Here is a 16,434-nt window from a genome sequence, read left to right as displayed (position 1 = left end):
CACCTCACTCGCGAGTCTGAACGAGGTTTCCATGATGAAGCTCATCGCCCCCTATGCGCTGTGCATGCTGGTGTTGCTGGTCGCCGTGCCAGTGCTGTCGCGGGCGGAGACTCCCGAGCACGCGCCTCCGCCCGGGGTGTTCATTGGCACCATCATCGGCGTGAAGAGTCGCAAGCCCGTCGCGGACGTGGCGGTCATCGCGACCTCGCCGAGCTTCAGGGGAGAGCGCGGTGCGGTGACGGATGAGCAGGGCCGCTACCGCCTGCCGATGCTGCCCGCGGGCACGTACACGCTGCGGTTCGAGCACCCCGACTTCAACACCTACTCCCGCTCGGACATCCTGCTGCGCGCCAACCGCACCGTGCGCGTCAAGGTGGAGCTGCTCGAGCTCCCGCCTCCGCCTCCGCCGGCCCCGGTCAGCGTGAAGCAGACCCGGAAGTGACACGGAGGCCCGGGTCATTCCGCACGAAACTCAAAGGGCATTTTAGTTTCGTGCGGGTTCCTGGCCGACCTTGCACGAAACTCAAATGGCATTTTAGTTTCGTGCATGGCTCGCAAGCGCGCCCTGGCGCCGGACTGGAATCGGCTCTTCGACTTCGCGCTGGGGCAGGCGGGCCTGTTCACGACGAAGCAGGCGGCGGAGGCGGGGTATTCGCCCCAGCTCCTCGTCCACTACGTGCGCATCGGCAAGGTCGTCCGAGTCCGGAGAGGGGTGTACCGCCTGGTGCACTACCCGCTCGCCCAGGATGAAGCGCTCGTCACCGTCTGGCTCTGGTCGGAGCAGCAGGGCGTCTTCTCCCACGAGACGGCACTGTCCCTGCATCAGCTCTCCGACGTGCTGCCCAATCGCATCCACCTGACCTTGCCCGCGGACTGGAAGCATCGCCGGTTCCGCGTCCCTCCAGGCGTCGTGCTCCACCACGCCGATATCTCCAAGGCCGAGCGCACCCGGCCCGCCGCGATTCCCGTCACATCGCCGCTCCGCACGTTGCAGGACTGCGCGAGCGCGCAGCTCTCACCGGAGCTGCTGCATCAAGCCATCTCCCAGGCCCTTGCCCGGGGGCTCATCCGCAAGTCCGACGTGGCGCGAATCCAGGCCGCTACGCCACCAACAGGACGCCGGAAGAGATGAGCACTCGCCGCTACCTGACGGGCGGCAGAAGACCTCAAAACACGGGGACGACTTCAGCCGTCGGCGCCAGTTGCTCGTCTTCCATCGCTTCCTCGCGCGCACCACCCAGGCCTTTGGAGACGCTGTCACCCTGAAGGGCGGACTGGTCCTCGAGCTGCGGCTCGAGCGGGCACGGACGACGCGCGACGTGGACCTGCGCCTCACGGGAAGCCCCAAGGATTTGCTCGCGCGCCTTCAGCACTCAGGGCAGCTCGACCTCGGCGACTTCATGCGCTTCGAGCTTCGGCTCGACACCCACCATCCTGAAATCCAGACCGAGGGCCTGAGATATGACGGACGGCGTTTCCGCGCCGAGTGCCGCATCGAGCGAGAACTGTTCGGCCACCCCTTCGGCGTCGACGTGGCGTTCGGGGACCCGCTGCTCGGTGAGCCCGATGTCCTCGATGCGGAGGACTCACTGGGCTTCGCGGGCATCCCTCCACCCCGGCTCCGCCTCTATCCTCTCGAGACGCATCTCGCGGAGAAGCTCCACGCCTACACCCTGCCGCGCGCTCGACCCAACACCCGGGTCAAGGACCTGCCGGACCTGGCGCTGCTCGGGACGGTGCGGGCCATCGACGCGAACCTTCTGCGCGCGGCCTTCTCTCGGACCTTCACCTTCCGAAAGACACACCCCTTGCCCTTCTTCCTTCCACCGCCTCCCGCCGAGTGGAGCGGGCCCTACCGCGCCATGGCCGAGCAGGATGGCCTGCCCTGGAAGACCCTCGACGCGCTCCTCGCTGCGGTGCGCGGCTTCCTCGACCCCATCCTCCTGGAAGAAGAGGACGCCACGTGGAGTCCTCGAGCCTGGGCCTGGAGGCCCAGGAAGTGAGGCGCGCGTCAGTCCGCCAGGGGCATGCCCCAGTCCGGCTTCTCGCGCTCACCCATCACCCAGCGGTACACCTCCAGCACCTGCTCCGCCTTCGCCTTCCAGGTGAAGTATTTGAAGATGCGCTCCCGCGCCCGCTCCCCCATGGGACGGATGACGGACGGGTCCGCCACCAGCTTCGTGAGCACCTCGCGCACCCGCGCCACGATTTCCTCCGGCGTCCCAATGGGCACCGCGAACCCCGTCGCCGGACTGACGATTTCTCCCGGACCGCCGTAGTCCATCACGATGGGCACCAACCCCAACGCCATCGCCTCGCACACCACCGCGCCGCCGAACTCGCGCACGCTCGGGAAACCGAACACGTGGTTCTTCGACAGCCGCCCCTGCAACTCCTGGTGCTTCACCCACCCGGCGAACGTCACCCCGGACTCGATGCCCTCTCGCGCCGCCTGCGCCTTGAGGTTCGGCATCTCCTGCCCATCGCCGATGTACTCCAGCACCACCTTGCCCTCACGGATGAGCGGCGCCGCCGCCTCCATCAGCATGGCCATGCCCTTGTACGGCACGAAGCGCCCCACGAAGGCCACTCGCAAGGGCAGCTCCACTGGCCCCTCCGACTTCGACGTGCCGAAACGCTTCGTGTCGATGGCGTTCTCCGGCACGTACACCGTCTTGCCCTGCCACGTGTCCGCCACCTGCCCCCGCGTCGCCCGCGAGCCGGTGATGATGGCCGCCGCGCTCTCCCGCGTGGACTTGTAGAAGGGCATCAGCTTGTACGCATCCCGCACGTAGCTCAGCCACTCCTTCTCCCGCCGACGCGCCCCACCAAACCCCTTGGGCCACGGCAACCCGCCGTTGAGCGGCCCCATCACGAAGGGCACCCCCGCCGCCTTGCACCGCCGCGCCAGCGTGCTCGGCGTCGTCGGGCTGATGGGCGTGTAGCGGTGCACCAGGTCGAACTCCTTCGCCTTGATGCGCGCGCCAAAGCGCTGCCACAGCACCTCCTCGAAGTAGTAGTACGGCAGCACGCTCAACGCCGTCGCCGTCGTCCAGCCCACGCCCGCCGTGCCCCGCAGGAGCTGCCCCACCTTGTCGAGCGGCTTCTCCACCGGCGTGGAGTCCAGCGCGGTGAATCCAGCGCCCTCCAGCACCCCCTGCTTCAGGATGTTCTCCCGGTTGCGCACATGCGTGACGAGGTGCACGTCCGCCACCTCGGCCAACGCACGGTAGAGCGACCAGCCTTCCAGCGGGACACTCACCCAGTCAGGGTTGCACAGCTCGGCAATCAGAAGGACGCGTGGTCTGGGAGCAGGCATACGTGTGCCTTCATCTATCCCAACCGGCCCTCCAGATGTAGCCTCCCCCGCGTCGTGACGTACGCCCCGGACCGGCCTTCCTACCTGCGCTTCGTGGCGCTGCTCGGCACCCTGGTGCTCGCCACCGTGGGCGGGGCCCTGCTGCACCCTGTGGTCGCTTTGGCCCCAGTCCTGGTGGCCGCCGTCCTGTGGCTGGTGGTGAAGGTCCCCGTCCGCTACCCCGTCATGGCCGTCACCTACCTGGTCCTCGCCGTGGACTACGTCCCCGAGCGCCCCCAGTCCGGCTTCTGGCCCTCGCCGCTCCACCCCCTGGGTGAGCTGCTCTTCGCCCAGCTCAGCTACATCACCAAGATTGGAGCGCTGCGCTTCCCCCTGGTCGACGTGCTCATCCTCGGCCTGCTGGGGCTGGCCATGTACCGGCGGGTGACTCGGTCGAAAATCGACCCGCCCGCGCTGCCCATGCCCCGGCCCCTCATCGCCGTGGTGACGCTGTCCCTCATCGCCATCCTCTTCATGGAGGTGCGCGGCGTCATGCGCGGCGGGGACATCAAGAACTCGCTGTGGCAGTGGCACCAGGCCGCGATGATGCCGTTCATCGTCGCGATGTATCACTATGCGATGCGCGGGCCGGAGGACTGGCCCATCTTCGCGCGCACCGTCATCGCCGCGGGGCTGACCAAGGCCGCCATCAGCGTCTACTTCGGCGCCATCGTCGTGCCCTCCATGGGCGTCTTCGTCGAGTACACCACGTGTCACTCGGACTCGATGACGTTCAACTTCGCGCTGCTGGTGGCGACAATGCGCTTCCTGGAGAAGCCCAAGGGCGCTCACGCGCTGCGCGGGCTGCTCCTCATGTTCTGCATCTTCATGGGCATGATGTACAACGACCGCCGGCTCGCCTACGTCAGCTTCGTGGGCTGCCTCCTGGCCGGCTACCTCATCACCCCGTGGCCCGCAATCAAGCGCACCTTCAGCCGGGGCATGGTGCTGCTGGCCCCGCTGCTGGTCGTCTACTTCGCGGTGGGGTGGAACGCGCGCGGCGGCGCCTTCGCGCCCGTGCACAAGGTCCGCTCACTCATCGACGGCGAGGGCGGCGAAGGCAACCTGGACTATCGCGACATCGAGAACCTGGACGTCATCGCGACGTGGACCCAGTTCCCGCTGCTCGGCACCGGCTACGGCCACGAGTTCCTGGAGCCGATTCCACTGCCCAACATCGCCTTCGTGTTCCCCCAGTACCGCTACCACCCGCACAACTCCCTGCTGGGGTTGTTCGCGTTCGGTGGAATGGTTGGCTACACGGGCGTGTGGATGTACCTGGTCGTCACCCTCTATCTCGCGGTGCGCTCCTACCACCGCTCGCACATCTCCGAGCACCGCGCCGCAGCCATGGTCATCGTCGGCGCCATCGTCTGCTACATCAATCAGGTGTTCGGAGACATGGGCATCATCTCGTACATCTGCACGTTCATCACCTCGCTGTGCGTGGTGACGTCCGGGAAGCTCGCCGTGGCCACCGGCGCGTGGCCCATGCCGAACAGCGCGCTGGTGCCCACCGCGCCCCTGCTCCCCGAGCCGCCTCCAGGCGCCATCGTCTACGTCAACGCGGACGACCCGGCGCTGGCGAAGCGGAGCTGAAGGGCTACAGCAGCGTGCCGCGCAGGAGCAGCTCCGCGGTGGTGAAGTAGATGACCAGTCCGCTGACGTCCACCAGCGTGGCGACGAAGGGCGCGGACGCGCTCGCCGGGTCGAAGCCGAGCCGCCTCAACACGAACGGCAGCATCGCCCCGGACAGCGTCCCCCACGTCACCACGCCCAGCACCGACAGGCCCACCGTCAGCGCCACCCGCGACGCGTGCTCGCCGTAGCTGTGGAACAGGTGCTGCCAGAGCAGGATGCGCGCCAGGCCCACCGTGCCGAGCACCGCGCCCAGCACCAGGCCCGACAGCAGCTCCCGCCGCAGCACGCGCCACCAGTCGCGCAGGCGCACGTCCGTCAGCGCGAGCGCGCGGATGATGAGCGTGGTGGCCTGACTGCCCGAGTTGCCTCCCGAGGAGATGATGAGCGGCACGAAGAGGCTGAGCACCACGGCGCGCGCGATTTCGTCCTGGTAGCGGGACATGGCGGTGGCGGTGAGCATCTCCGACACGAAGAGCACCAGCAGCCAGCCGGCGCGCTTTCGCACCATGGCGAAGAAGCCCACGTCGAAGTAGGGCGCGTCGAGCGCCTCCATTCCGCCGACCTTCTGGATGTCCTCGGTGGCCTCCTCCTGGACGACGCTGACGATGTCGTCCACGGTGACGATGCCCCGCATGCGGCCTTGCGCGTCCACCACGGGGATGGCCGACAGGCCGTGCTCCGCGAACAGGCGGCTGACGCCTTCCTGATGGGTGTCCTCCCGCACGGTGACGGGCTCGGTCCGCATGACGTCGCGCACCGTCTTCCCGGGCGCGGCCTGGAAGAGCTGGCGCAGGGAGACCACGCCCAGCAGGTGCTGCTCGGAGTCCAGGACGTAGGCGGAGTAGACGGTCTCCACCTGCTCGCGGGCCTGCCGGCGCAGGTAGCCGAGCGCCTCGTCGATGCTCATCTCCGGCCGCACGCGCACGAAGCGCGGGTTCATCAGGCCGCCCGCGGCGTCCTCGGCGTAGGCCAGGAGCACCTGCACCTCGCGGCGAGAGGTGTCATCCAGCAGGGCGAGACAGGCGGCGTGTTCCTCGACGGGGAGGCTCTGGATGACGTCCGCGGCGTCGTCCGGGGGGAGCACTCGCATCCAGATGCGCCGCTCGCTCGGGGTGAGGGCCTGGAGGAGCCCCGCCTGGTCATTCGAGGAGAGGGAGAGGAAGAAGTCGTCCGCGCTCGACGGCGGCAAAAGCCGGAAGCCCTCGACCCGGTCTCGAGGTGCGAGCACGGGCCACGCGTCGCGCAGCTCGTCCTCGTGGATGGGGTCCGACTCGGGGGCCACGGCTCGCCTCCCTGCACGCACGGGGCCGGATGCCGGCCTCGCACTGGGGACGCGTTCAAGCACGGCGCCCGAGGCGTGGAAACCTCAAACGCCCGCTGGAGGACACCCGCGAGCACGAGTGTGAACCCGCGCGCACGAGCCGTGACGAGTCCTTCACGGGTTCGGACAGGAACCCGTATCCCCTCCAGGTTGAACGACCTCGACCCGCGGCCCGCCTACCGCTTCCGCGCGTCGCGCCCCGTCATCAGCGCGGTGGGCGCCAGCTCGACGGTGAAGCCCTCCGCCGTCAACGCCACCGACTCCACGCTCCGCAGCGCGCTGAAGGCGAAGCCCGCCTGCCCCTCGACGGCCAACGCGGCCTGCGCCGAGCCCGGCAGCCCCACGCCCGTCACCGCCAGCCCCGCCGTGCTCCCCACCGCCGCGGTCGCCAGCATCACGAAGACTCGCGCCGCGTTCTCTCCCAGCACGTCCCCGTACGCCTCACCCGCCGCGCTGAGTTCCTCGAACGTGCGCGCCGCATCCACCCTCCGCACCATCACCACCCACGCCTCCAACGCCCGCCACACCGTGTCCACACCCAGGTACGCAATCGCCGTCGCCGTCAGCAACGACGCCAACCCCTTCGACAACGGCTCCGGCAGCGACCACAAGAGCAGGTACATCGCCACCGACGCCGTCAGCGTCGCCCGGACCGCGTGTGGATTCGCCAGGCCCTCCAGCGCCTCGTCCGTCTCCTCCCAGACCCCCTCCATCGCGATGGCCAGCGCCAGCGCGTACCTGCCATCGCTCCCCAACAGCGGCCCCTCCTCCAGCAGCCGGAGACAGTCGCCGCCCTGATGCTCGCGCTCACACCAGCGGCCGTAGTCACGCGTCAGCACCTCGTCCGCGTACGACTCCAGCAACTGGGGCGCTGACGCATCACCCCCGTCCCCCACCGGGACGAGCCTGCGCCCTTCATACAGATACACCCCGCCACGCTCCGGTACGCCGAAGCGCTGTCGCGCGTCCCTCAAGGGATGCTCGAAGGGCCTCACGTCCCGCGCGAGCTTCGCCACCGCCTCCTCGAAGGCGTCCTCATCCAGCTCCACCGGAGCCGCGTCTTCGTCCTCTCGCGGAGTGTGGACCCGAGGCGAGCCCGTGCCCGTGTCCAGACGGACCACCCGGGTCGACGAGCAACCCGTCACCCCGAGCAACAACAACCACCATACCAATGCCCTACCACGACCCATCGCAGCCCTCCGGCATGGGGCGCCAAACCACCTGAGTGGTCTTCACCCATACCAATGCGCTCCGACATTTCGCGGGGGCAGGACTCGCTCAGCGCGAGGGCATCAACTCAAGGACCTCGGCAGCAGGATGTGGAGGGAGCTGCCCTCGCCCGCGCGGCCCGCCGACTCCGCCCAGATGCGTCCTCCGTGGCGCTCGACGATGCCTCGGGCGATGGCCAGCCCCAGGCCCAACCCGCCGTAGGCCACGCCGTGCGCGCGACCGAAGCGCTCGAAGATGCTCTCCAGCCGGTCCGAGGGAATCCCCAGCCCATGGTCCATCACCTCGACGTGCACCCACCCGGGCTCCGCTCTCGCGACCAGTTGGATGGCCCCTCCGTCCGGCGAATAGCGCAGCGCATTCGACACCAGGTTGCTGAACACCTGGTCCAACCGCTCTCCATCCGCCCGCAGCGACAGGTCCTCCGGCGCAGACACCTCGATGCGCCACCCTTCCGGCAGGGGCTCGAAGTGCTTCGCCACGTCGTGGAGCAGCACGCCCACGTCCACGTCGCTCTCCTCCAGGCACAGCTCTCCACGCTGCAGGCGCCCCACGTCCAGCAGGTTCTCCACCAGCCGCGCCATGCGGCTCACGCTGCGATGGATGCCCGCCAGCGCCCGGTCCACGTTCGGCGTCAGCTCCGCCGCCGCCTTCACCTTCGCCAGGTCCGCGTAGCTGCGCGCGGCCTGGAGCGGCGTGCGCAGCTCGTGCGCCGCCATGGTGAGGAACATGTCCTTCGCCTCGCTCGTCGCCCGCAGGGACTCCACCGCGCGGCGCGCGTCGTCGATGTCCGTCGCCGTCGATATCCACCCGACGAGCCGCCCCACCTCGTCCCGCTCCGGCAGCGTGCGACAGAGGAACCACCGGAACTCTCCGTCCGTCGCGCGGCGCAGCCGGTACTCCTGCTCCTTCGGCCGCCCCGAGCGCTGCAAGGCATTCCAGGTGAGCTGCACGCGCCCCACGTCCTCCGGATGGAAGCAGCGCAGGTTCTCCTCGCGCTGGCGCCCCTGCTCGGGTGACAGCCCCGCGTAATCCAGCCATCCCCGGTTGGCGTAGCTGATGGTGCCGTCCGCCAGCAGCGCCCAGACGAACTGGGGCATGCAGTCCAACACCCGGCGGAACCGCTGCTCGCCCTGTCGCTCCAGCACCCGCCGCTCACGCTCCCACAGCGCCGCCTCCTGCAACTGCAAGGCGCGCTGACGCAGGTGGAGCGCGACGAAGGCCTCCGCCTTCCAGCGCAGCACGTCCGGATGGAACGGCTTGACGACGTAGTCCGCCGCCCCCGCCGCATAGCCGTGCACCAGGTTCGACTCGTCGCGCCCGTGCGCGGTGAGGAAGATGATGGGCGTGTAGCGGGTGCGCTCTCGCTGCCGGATGATGCGGGCCGTCTCGAACCCATCCATGCCGGGCATCTGCACATCCAGGAGGATGAGCGCGAAGTCCTCGCGCAAGAGACATCTCAGTGCCTCCCTCCCCGACGACGCCTTCACCAGCCGTTGTCCCATCGGCTCGAGGATGGCCTCCAGCGCGAGCAGGTTCGATGCGTGGTCGTCCACGATGAGGATGCGGGTGCTTTGTGGCTCCACCTGGACGGGAGCGCGAGGGGTGAGCTGCTCGGTGCCTTCCAAGGCCGGTCCTCCCTTCTCTCCCGAGGTCCCCTTCGCTTAATCAGCGCGGCCCCGATGATCAGCCCCCCACGACACCTCGGCCCGCCCAGCCCCTGACGACACAGGGCCTGGACGCCCGGTCGCCCTCCTCACGGCGAAGCACGAGGATTCCACCGGTTCAGTCTCAAAGGTATGGAGCCAGGGACGCGGTGGCACGCTCCCCCGTCATGTCGACGGGCGCGTGGCCAGGGTCCGAGCGACTGGGCGGCGAAGCGCCGAAGGCCCCGTGGATCCACGGCGCGGCTCGTGGAGGGCGCCCGCATGCCGCCCTTCCCTCCGAGCCACCCCTCGCCGTGCGGACTACACCACCGCGCGCTGAAGCATCAGCGCGAGCATGTCCGCGCTTCTTTCGCTGCTGAACTGCGTCTCCACCTTGCGACGGCCGGCCTCGCCCAGGCGCGCGGCTTCCTTCGGGTCCCGCGCCACCTGCTCCAGCTTCTCCGCGAGAATCCGAGGCTCCTGCGGCGGCACGAGCAGCCCGTCCACGCCGTCGTCCACCAGCTCCTTCACGCCGCCCGCGCCCGTCACCACCACCGGCGCGCGCATGGCCATCGCCTCCATGATGGCCACGCCCAGCGGCTCCTGGAGGCTCGCCAGCGCGAAGATGTGCGAGCGCTCGATTTCGCCCCGCACCTTGTCCTCGCTCACCGCGCCCAGCAGCGTCACCGCGTCGCCCAGCTTCGTCTCCGCGAGCTTCGCCTCCAGCACCTTGCGGTACGTGGTGCCACCCGCCTCGTCCTCGCCTGCAATCGCGAGCCGTGCGTCGATGCCCTTCGCGCGCAGCATGCCCACCGCGTCGATGAGGTCCGCGTGCCCCTTGCACGGGTTGAGACGGCCACACGAGAAGATGCGCAGCGGACCCTCGCCCGTCCACGCCGAGTACGGCACCGTGCGGTTGAACTTGCCCAGCTCCACGCCCATGGGCGCCAGCTCGATGCGCGGAGGCAGGTGCCCCGCCAGCTCCTGGTTCACTTCCCCCAGCAGCTTCTTCGTGATGACGAAGGCGAACTTCGCGTGGCGCCACTTCTCCTTCTGGTTCGGCCCGTAGTCGTCCAGCGGACCGTGCAGCGTCATGCTGTACGTCAGCCCCGACAGGAGGTTCGCGAACAGCGCCACGTGCGCCGCGTTGGCACACGAATGCACATGCACGTGCGTCCACCCGCGCTCACGCGCCAGCGCCGCCAGGCGCCCACCCATGACGGCGAAGGCCAGGAGCTGCGCGCGCCCCTTCGCGTCCAGGCCCTCCGCGCGAGCAATGGACGCCAGACAACGGGCCCATCCCGTGGGCATGGCGCGAGCCACCTCCGCCGCCGCCTTGGCCACGCCCAGGGCCCCCGGAGGTGAGAGGTACTCGGTGCGAGCCATCGCCTCCTGCGCCCAACTGTGCGAAATGATGCGCGCGGGCGGAGGACGGGTGGATACCAGCTCCGGCGTCACGCCCTTGCCCGGCAGCGCCTGAAGCTCACGCCAGAAAAAGATGTGGGTCTGTCCGGGAAACTCAGGGATGAGATAGCCAATCTTCTGCACGAACTTTCCATAACACGCCCGCCCCCACGCCCGGGCGGCGGGCCCCGGAATCACCGGGGGCAGGTCGATAGACACCCGCTCCCCCGCCCGCCCGGGCAGGTCGTTGGGCCGACGCCATGCGTTGCGCTATACCGGGCGGCGCTCCATGGCCGATTCCAGCGCACCCTCCACTCCCTCGGACGCCGAGGTTTCCGACGGCACCGTGCCGTCCCCGGCGCTTCAACGGCTGTGGTTCGCCCTGGAGCGCACCGGCTGGGCCTGGCTCACCGTGGTCCCCGCCCACCCGGGCGCCCCCGCGCTGGAGGCCGCCACCGCCATCCTGGAGGCCGGCGCCCCATACGCGGCCACGCAGAAGATCCACCTGGAAGACGCCACCAGCATCTCCCCCGCGGAGGCGCCCCGCCGCGTGCTGGAGCTGCGCGAGCGCGTCGCCCGGGGTGAGCGCGTCGTGGCCGTCATCGACTCCGTCCTCACCCGTCCCGCAAGCCTCCCCCTGGCGCTCGCCGCCGACGGCGTCCTCCTGTGCGTCACCCTGGGGGAGACCGACTTCGGCTCGGCTCGCAAGACGATGGACTTCATCGGCGCGGAGCGCTTCGTGGGCAGCGTCACCTTCCCCCGGCCGAAGAAGAAGGGCCGGGCCTCGTCGTCCAGGAAGAAGAAGCCATGACGTCTTCTGACGCCCCGTCGCTCCGCCTCAGCGTCGTCGTCGCCACCTACAACCGGCTCCCCCTCATCTCCCGACTGCTGGAGCAGTTCGCCACCCAGACGCTCGCGCCCGAGCGGTTCGAGGTCGTGGTCGTGGATGACGGCTCCAAGGAGCCGGTGAAGGAGCCGCTGCTCGCCCTCACCGCGAAGCTGCCCTATGCCCTGCGCGTGGAGGTGCAAGCCAACGCGGGCGCCGCGGCAGCGCGGCACCGGGGCGTGCTGGCCGCTCGGGGTGAAGTCGTGCTCGTCACCGACGACGACATGCAGGTGGCGAACGACTTCCTGGAGCGGCACCTGGACCACCACCCCGCGGGCTCGCGGCACGTGGTGCTCGGCCGCATCCGGCCGGACCCGTCCATTGGCGACATGCCGCTGTTCGAGCGCTGGTACGCGTACCTCAACCACCGCATGGCGGAGGAGCTCTCCGTCCCCGGCGCCCGCGCGCACGGCAACCACCTGTACACCGGCAACGTGTCCTTCCATCGCGAGGACTACGTGGGCGTGGGCGGCTTCGACAAGTCGCTGGGCCAGTCCGAGGACGTGGAGCTGGGCGTGCGGCTGGAAAAGGCCGGCTGCTCCTTCGTCTTCGCCAGCGACGCGTATGTGTTGCACGGCAGCGACCACGTGTCCTTCGAGCGCTGGCTCAAGCGCGCGCACCGCTACGGCATGTTCGACACGCAGGTGGCGCGCAAGCACCCGGACGTGCGCGGCGTGAATCCGTGGCGGCTCCTGTTCGAGACGAACCCGCTGGCGCGCCCGCTGCTCGCGGCGACCGTGGTGGCCCCGGAGGCCACGCGCCTTTTGACGGGCGCGGTGATGCGCGCGGCGAAGGCGGCGGACAAGCTGGGGCTGGAGAAGGCGGCGTTCGCGGGCACCTCCGTGGTGTACGGCATGGAGTACCTGCGGGGCGCTCGCAACGAGGCGGGTGGATGGACTGGCATTGCCCGCGAGGTCGCGCGTTACCTCCAGGGCGGGGGGAGACGATGAACATCATGAAGTCGAAGCGCTCGATGCTCGGCGCGCTGGTCTCCGATGCACTGGAGCTGGCGAAGGCCGCCAACGGCGACACCGGCGCGAAGTCCATCGCGAAGATGGTGCTCACCAGTGACTCGTACCGTATCACCGCGCTGAACCGCGCCCGCGAGGCGGCGCTCGACTACCACATCCCCCTGGTCAACCACGTGCTGCGCGTGGCGCAGACGGCGGTGCTGGGGATTGAGATTGGCAAGGACGTCACGCTGGGCAAGGGCGTGTACTTCGTGCACAGCCTGGGCATCGTGATTGGCGGCGACGCGCGCATCGGCGACCGGGTGCGCTTCTACGGCAACAACACCGTGGGCACCGCCAAGGACAACGGCTACCCGACCATCGAGGACGATGTGTGGATTGGGGCCGGGGCGCGCATCCTCGGGCCGGTGCGCATTGGCGCGCGCTCGCGGATTGGCGCGAATGCCGTGGTGCTCCAGGACGTTCCGCCGGACAGCGTGGCCGTGGGCATTCCCGCCCGCGTCTTCCCACGCAAGGACACCGACGACGTGGTGCTGTGAGGCCCGCCTCACGGCGAGCCCGGGGGAGATGAGTTCATGGAGGACGGCGTGAAGGGTTCGCGGAGGAAGGCCGGCGCGGCCGTGTTGACGTGCGCGCTCGTCGTCGGCGGCACGGTGGCGGTGGCCCAGGGACTCCAGGCCCAGGACGGCACCGGCGCCGAGCCCGTGGCCAGCGCGTCGCCCAAGGCGGCGGGCAAGGCGAAGAAGGCGTCTGGTACCACGGCGGCTTCCGGTGAGGCGAAGAGCACAGCCGGAGCTTCGGCGGAGAAGGCTTCCGGCGAGGCGAAGAACGCGTCCGGCACCACGGAGACCTCCGGCGAGGTGAAGAACGCGTCCGGCACCACGGCGGCCTCCGGAGCGACCGCATCCTCCGCCACGCTGGAGGCGCTCTACGACGGGGGCCTGGGCACCGGGTGGAAGGACATCGGCTGGGCGCCGCGTGAGCTGCCTCGGGGCGCTCCGGCGCGCATGCGCCTGTTCAACTATGGCGGCTGGATTCTGTACCGCCCGAAGCTGGAGGGCTCGTTCGGCGCGCTGTCCCTGCGCCTGAGCGCGCCCGCGTCCTACGGCGAGTTCCTGGAGGTGCGGCTGGACGCGCAGGGCTCCACCTCCTTCCCGCGCATCCCGATTACCTCCGAGCTCCAGGTCCGCAAGGACGGCGAGTGGTCTGAAATCCTCATCCCCATGGAGCTGCTCAACCCGCGCGGAGAGGCGTTCGACCGCGTGGTGCTGCGCGCGTCCAAGGACGTGGGGCGCGACTGGGTGCTCTTCGACAAGGTGTCGCTGGTGCCGCTGCCTCCCGAGGTCGCCGCCGCGCTCGCCGCGGGCGGGGGACGCACCGGCAAGGGCAGCGGGCGCGAGACGAAGCTGACCATCGACTGCACCGCGCCCGGCCATCGCATCAGCCCGCTCATCTACGGCATCGCCATGGATGGCCTGCGCGAGAAGAAGGACCAGCACCAGTACCGCATGGGCGCGACGACGCGCCGCTGGGGCGGCAACCCCACGTCCCGCTACAACTGGAAGCTGGGCGGCGCGTGGAACACGGCCAACGACTGGTTCTTCCAGAACGTGGACATCGGCCTGAGCTACGAGGACTTCATCGCCTCCAACCGGAAGCACGGCATGATGTCCGCCGTCACGGTGCCGCTGATTGGCTGGGTGGCGAAGGACACGACGTCGGTGGGCTTCCCGGTGTCGAAGTTCGGTCCGCAGCGCGGCGAGGACAACGGCTCCGGCAACGGCGTCACGCGCGATGGCACACCGCTCAAGCCAGGCGCGCCGTCCCAGACGAGCACCGAGGCCTCGCCCGAGTTCGTCGCCGAGTGGGTCCGCACCATCCGCGAGCGGGACCTCGCGCGCGGAGGGGAGCGCAACGTCCGGATGTACATCCTGGACAACGAGCCCATGCTCTGGAACTCGACGCATCGGGATGTCTTCCCGGAGCCGCTCACGTACGACGGGCTGTTGTCCCGGACGATTGCGTACGGCACCGCGGTGCGGAAGGCGGACCCGGAGGCGCTCATCGCGGGCCCGGCCGAGTGGGGTTGGACGAACTACCTCTGGTCGGCGGCGGACTTCGCGCCGGGCAAGGCGCCGCACTCGGACCGCCGCGCGCACGGGGATGTGCCGCTGTTGCCGTGGTACCTGCGGCAGCTTCGCGAGCACGAGAAGAAGACGGGCGTGCGCATCCTCGACGTGGTGGACGTTCACTTCTACCCGCAGACGAACGTCGGCGTGGGGCTCGAGGGGAACACGGACCCGGAGACGAACGCGCGCCGCATCCGCTCGACGCGGGGCCTGTGGGACCCGACGTACAAGGACGAGTCCTGGATTGCAGAGCCCGTGCGCCTGTTGCCACGCCTCAAGGAGTGGATTGCGCAGAACTACCCGGACCGGAGCATCTCCATCGGCGAGTACAACTTCGGCGCGTTCGGCCACATGAGCGGCGGACTGGCGCAGGCCGAGGCGCTGGGTCGCTTCGCGCAGGAGAACATCTACTCCGCGTACTTCTGGCAGTACCCCACGAATGGCAGCCCGGTGTTCTGGGCGTTTCGAGCGTTCAGGGACTTCGACGGGCGCGGTGGGCACTTCCAGGACTACTGGGTGCCGGCGAAGGCGGAGGAGGGCACCAGCGTGTTCGCCTCGCGAGACGAGTCGGGGACGAAGCTGGTGGCGGTGGTGTTGAATTTTGATCCGGACCAGGCCGCGCAGGCGAAGGTTGAGTTGAAGGGTTGTGGGACGCTCGAGGGTGCGCGCGTGCTGGGGTATTCGGGCGCGCCGGGTGGATTCCTGGAGCAGACGGCTGGAAGCAAGACGGCGGGGACGCTGACGCAGCGGCTGCCGCCCTACTCGATGACAGTGCTTGATTTGACGGTGAAGAAGCCATGAGTGCCGCGACCCCCGAGACTCCGAAGCCGACGCCGTTCACCACGGGCCGCCCGCGCCTGCACATTGGCCAGTTGGCCATCGACCAGCTGACGTTCGAGGACGCCGTGCAGCAGATTGGGCGCCTGGTTGATTTGCACCAGGGCGGCTACGTCTTCACCGCCAACGTGGACCACGTGGTGCTGGCGGAGGACAACGTGCAGTTCCGCGAGGCGTACTCGCGCGCCACGATTTCGGTGGTGGATGGGATGCCGATTGTCTGGGCATCGAAGGCGATGGACGTGACGTTGCCCGAGCGCATCGCCGGCTCGGACCTGATTCTCCCGCTGATGAAGCTGGGGGCGGAGCGCAAGTGGCGGGTGTTCCTGCTCGGCGCGGGCCCTGGCGTGGCGGCGAAGGTGGCGAAGCAGGTGAAGGATACGTACGGCGTGGAGGTGGTGGGATGGGACTCGCCGATGGTGAAGACGGATGGAGGGGATGCGCAGAACGACCCGATTGTGGCGAAGATTCGGGAGAAGGATCCGCACCTGCTCTTCGTGGCGTTGGGGAGTCCGAAGCAGGAGGTGTGGATTTCGCAGGTGGCCGGGAAGCTAGGGCCCACCGTGGCGATTGGCATCGGGGCGGGGTTCGACTTCATCGCGGGTACGGCCAAGCGCGCGCCGCAGTGGATTTCCAAGGCGGGCTTCGAGTGGCTCTACCGTCTGGTGAATGAACCCAAGCGCCTGTGGCGCCGGTACATCCTGAATGACTCGCGCTTCGCGACGATTCTGGTCCGTGAGTTCTGGCAGCGGACGGGTGGGAAGTCGGAGTAGCCACCCCACGTCTGCCCAGGTGGCGACGAGCGCGGCCTCGCACATCCCCCGAAGGTCAACGAGGCCGTGAAGCCGCTGCAGCACTGACTCACCACCAAGAGCCTCCAGGCGAAGCAAGTGGTGCGCGCGAATCGACTTCCCCTCAAAGCTCGCTCGGCTGCCCATGGGTTCTCCGAGGAGAACCTTCAAACGAGGGGATAGCTCAGGGTTGGGCCCGACCCGACCTTCAGTCTGCCTGACG

13 protein-coding genes and 1 pseudogene are annotated in these 16,434 nt (G+C 69.0%); 9 read left to right on the top strand and 5 right to left on the bottom strand.

Features of this window, described 5'->3' with window-relative positions; genetic code table 11:
- Positions 1–31: 31 nt before the first annotated feature.
- The 3 genes from HUA76_RS07560 to HUA76_RS07550 all read left to right on the top strand — a co-directional run bounded on the left by HUA76_RS07560 (position 32) and on the right by HUA76_RS07550 (position 2,003).
- Positions 32–442 (top strand): carboxypeptidase-like regulatory domain-containing protein, encoded by a 411-nt coding sequence (locus tag HUA76_RS07560; protein WP_246137745.1) that lies wholly within the window; start codon positions 32–34, stop codon positions 440–442.
- 105 nt (positions 443–547) lie between these two features.
- Positions 548–1,132: a type IV toxin-antitoxin system AbiEi family antitoxin domain-containing protein gene (locus tag HUA76_RS07555; RefSeq protein WP_174456150.1), complete on the top strand. Its 585-nt coding sequence runs from the start codon at positions 548–550 to the stop codon at positions 1,130–1,132.
- Positions 1,133–1,202: 70 nt separating this feature from the next.
- The gene (locus HUA76_RS07550) at positions 1,203–2,003 is read left to right on the top strand and encodes a nucleotidyl transferase AbiEii/AbiGii toxin family protein (RefSeq protein ID WP_254614009.1); all 801 of its coding nucleotides are present in this window, start codon (positions 1,203–1,205) and stop codon (positions 2,001–2,003) included.
- A gap of 8 nt (positions 2,004–2,011) precedes the next feature.
- On the opposite strand, the gene epsH is transcribed toward HUA76_RS07550, so the two are convergent.
- A complete protein-coding gene (gene epsH / locus HUA76_RS07545; protein WP_141648136.1) occupies positions 2,012–3,319 on the bottom strand; it encodes an exopolysaccharide biosynthesis glycosyltransferase EpsH in 1,308 nt (435 codons plus the stop codon).
- Between the two features lie 54 nt (positions 3,320–3,373).
- On the opposite strand from epsH, the gene wzy reads away from it, so the two are divergent.
- The gene (wzy, locus tag HUA76_RS07540; protein ID WP_371823437.1) at positions 3,374–4,957 is read left to right on the top strand and encodes an exopolysaccharide repeat unit polymerase; all 1,584 of its coding nucleotides are present in this window, start codon (positions 3,374–3,376) and stop codon (positions 4,955–4,957) included.
- Positions 4,958–4,961: 4 nt separating this feature from the next.
- Here the strand turns inward: wzy and mgtE are convergent, their stop codons facing one another.
- The 4 genes and pseudogenes from mgtE to epsE form a co-directional block, all read right to left on the bottom strand.
- Positions 4,962–6,281 (bottom strand): magnesium transporter, encoded by a 1,320-nt coding sequence (gene mgtE, locus HUA76_RS07535; RefSeq protein ID WP_174460404.1) that lies wholly within the window; start codon positions 6,279–6,281, stop codon positions 4,962–4,964.
- 245 nt (positions 6,282–6,526) lie between these two features.
- Positions 6,527–7,510 (bottom strand): annotated as a pseudogene (locus HUA76_RS07530) (hypothetical protein); the annotation flags it as partial.
- A gap of 102 nt (positions 7,511–7,612) precedes the next feature.
- A complete protein-coding gene (gene epsF, locus HUA76_RS07525; protein ID WP_174460403.1) occupies positions 7,613–9,175 on the bottom strand; it encodes a response regulator EpsF in 1,563 nt (520 codons plus the stop codon).
- A gap of 339 nt (positions 9,176–9,514) precedes the next feature.
- Positions 9,515–10,816, bottom strand: a complete 1,302-nt coding sequence (gene epsE / locus HUA76_RS07520; RefSeq protein WP_371817287.1) for an exopolysaccharide biosynthesis GT4 family glycosyltransferase EpsE — start codon at positions 10,814–10,816, stop codon at positions 9,515–9,517.
- A 70-nt stretch (positions 10,817–10,886) separates the two neighbouring features.
- Between epsE and HUA76_RS07515 the strand changes: the two genes are divergently transcribed.
- The 5 genes from HUA76_RS07515 to epsA are packed head-to-tail and all read left to right on the top strand — an operon-like array spanning position 10,887 to position 16,193.
- Positions 10,887–11,408: a hypothetical protein gene (locus HUA76_RS07515; protein WP_254614008.1), complete on the top strand. Its 522-nt coding sequence runs from the start codon at positions 10,887–10,889 to the stop codon at positions 11,406–11,408.
- Positions 11,405–12,433 (top strand): exopolysaccharide biosynthesis glycosyltransferase EpsD, encoded by a 1,029-nt coding sequence (gene epsD / locus HUA76_RS07510; RefSeq protein ID WP_174460401.1) that lies wholly within the window; start codon positions 11,405–11,407, stop codon positions 12,431–12,433. The genes HUA76_RS07515 and epsD overlap by 4 nt, the downstream gene beginning before the upstream one ends.
- A 5-nt stretch (positions 12,434–12,438) precedes the next feature.
- Positions 12,439–12,993 carry a serine O-acetyltransferase EpsC gene (epsC, locus tag HUA76_RS07505; protein ID WP_254614007.1) on the top strand — a complete coding sequence of 185 codons (555 nt, stop codon included), beginning with the start codon at positions 12,439–12,441 and terminating at the stop codon, positions 12,991–12,993.
- 36 nt (positions 12,994–13,029) lie between these two features.
- The gene (gene epsB, locus HUA76_RS07500) at positions 13,030–15,384 is read left to right on the top strand and encodes a GH44 family glycoside hydrolase EpsB (protein WP_174460400.1); all 2,355 of its coding nucleotides are present in this window, start codon (positions 13,030–13,032) and stop codon (positions 15,382–15,384) included.
- A complete protein-coding gene (epsA, locus tag HUA76_RS07495; protein ID WP_174460399.1) occupies positions 15,381–16,193 on the top strand; it encodes an exopolysaccharide biosynthesis glycosyltransferase EpsA in 813 nt (270 codons plus the stop codon). Before epsB ends, epsA begins: the two co-directional genes overlap by 4 nt.
- Positions 16,194–16,434: the final 241 nt, after the last annotated feature.

The organism is Myxococcus sp. CA056, assembly GCF_013336715.1.
GTDB lineage: Bacteria > Myxococcota > Myxococcia > Myxococcales > Myxococcaceae > Myxococcus > Myxococcus llanfairpwllgwyngyllgogerychwyrndrobwllllantysiliogogogochensis.
The sequence above is the reverse complement of the archived record's forward strand: the minus strand, read 5'-3'. Positions and strand labels throughout refer to the sequence as shown.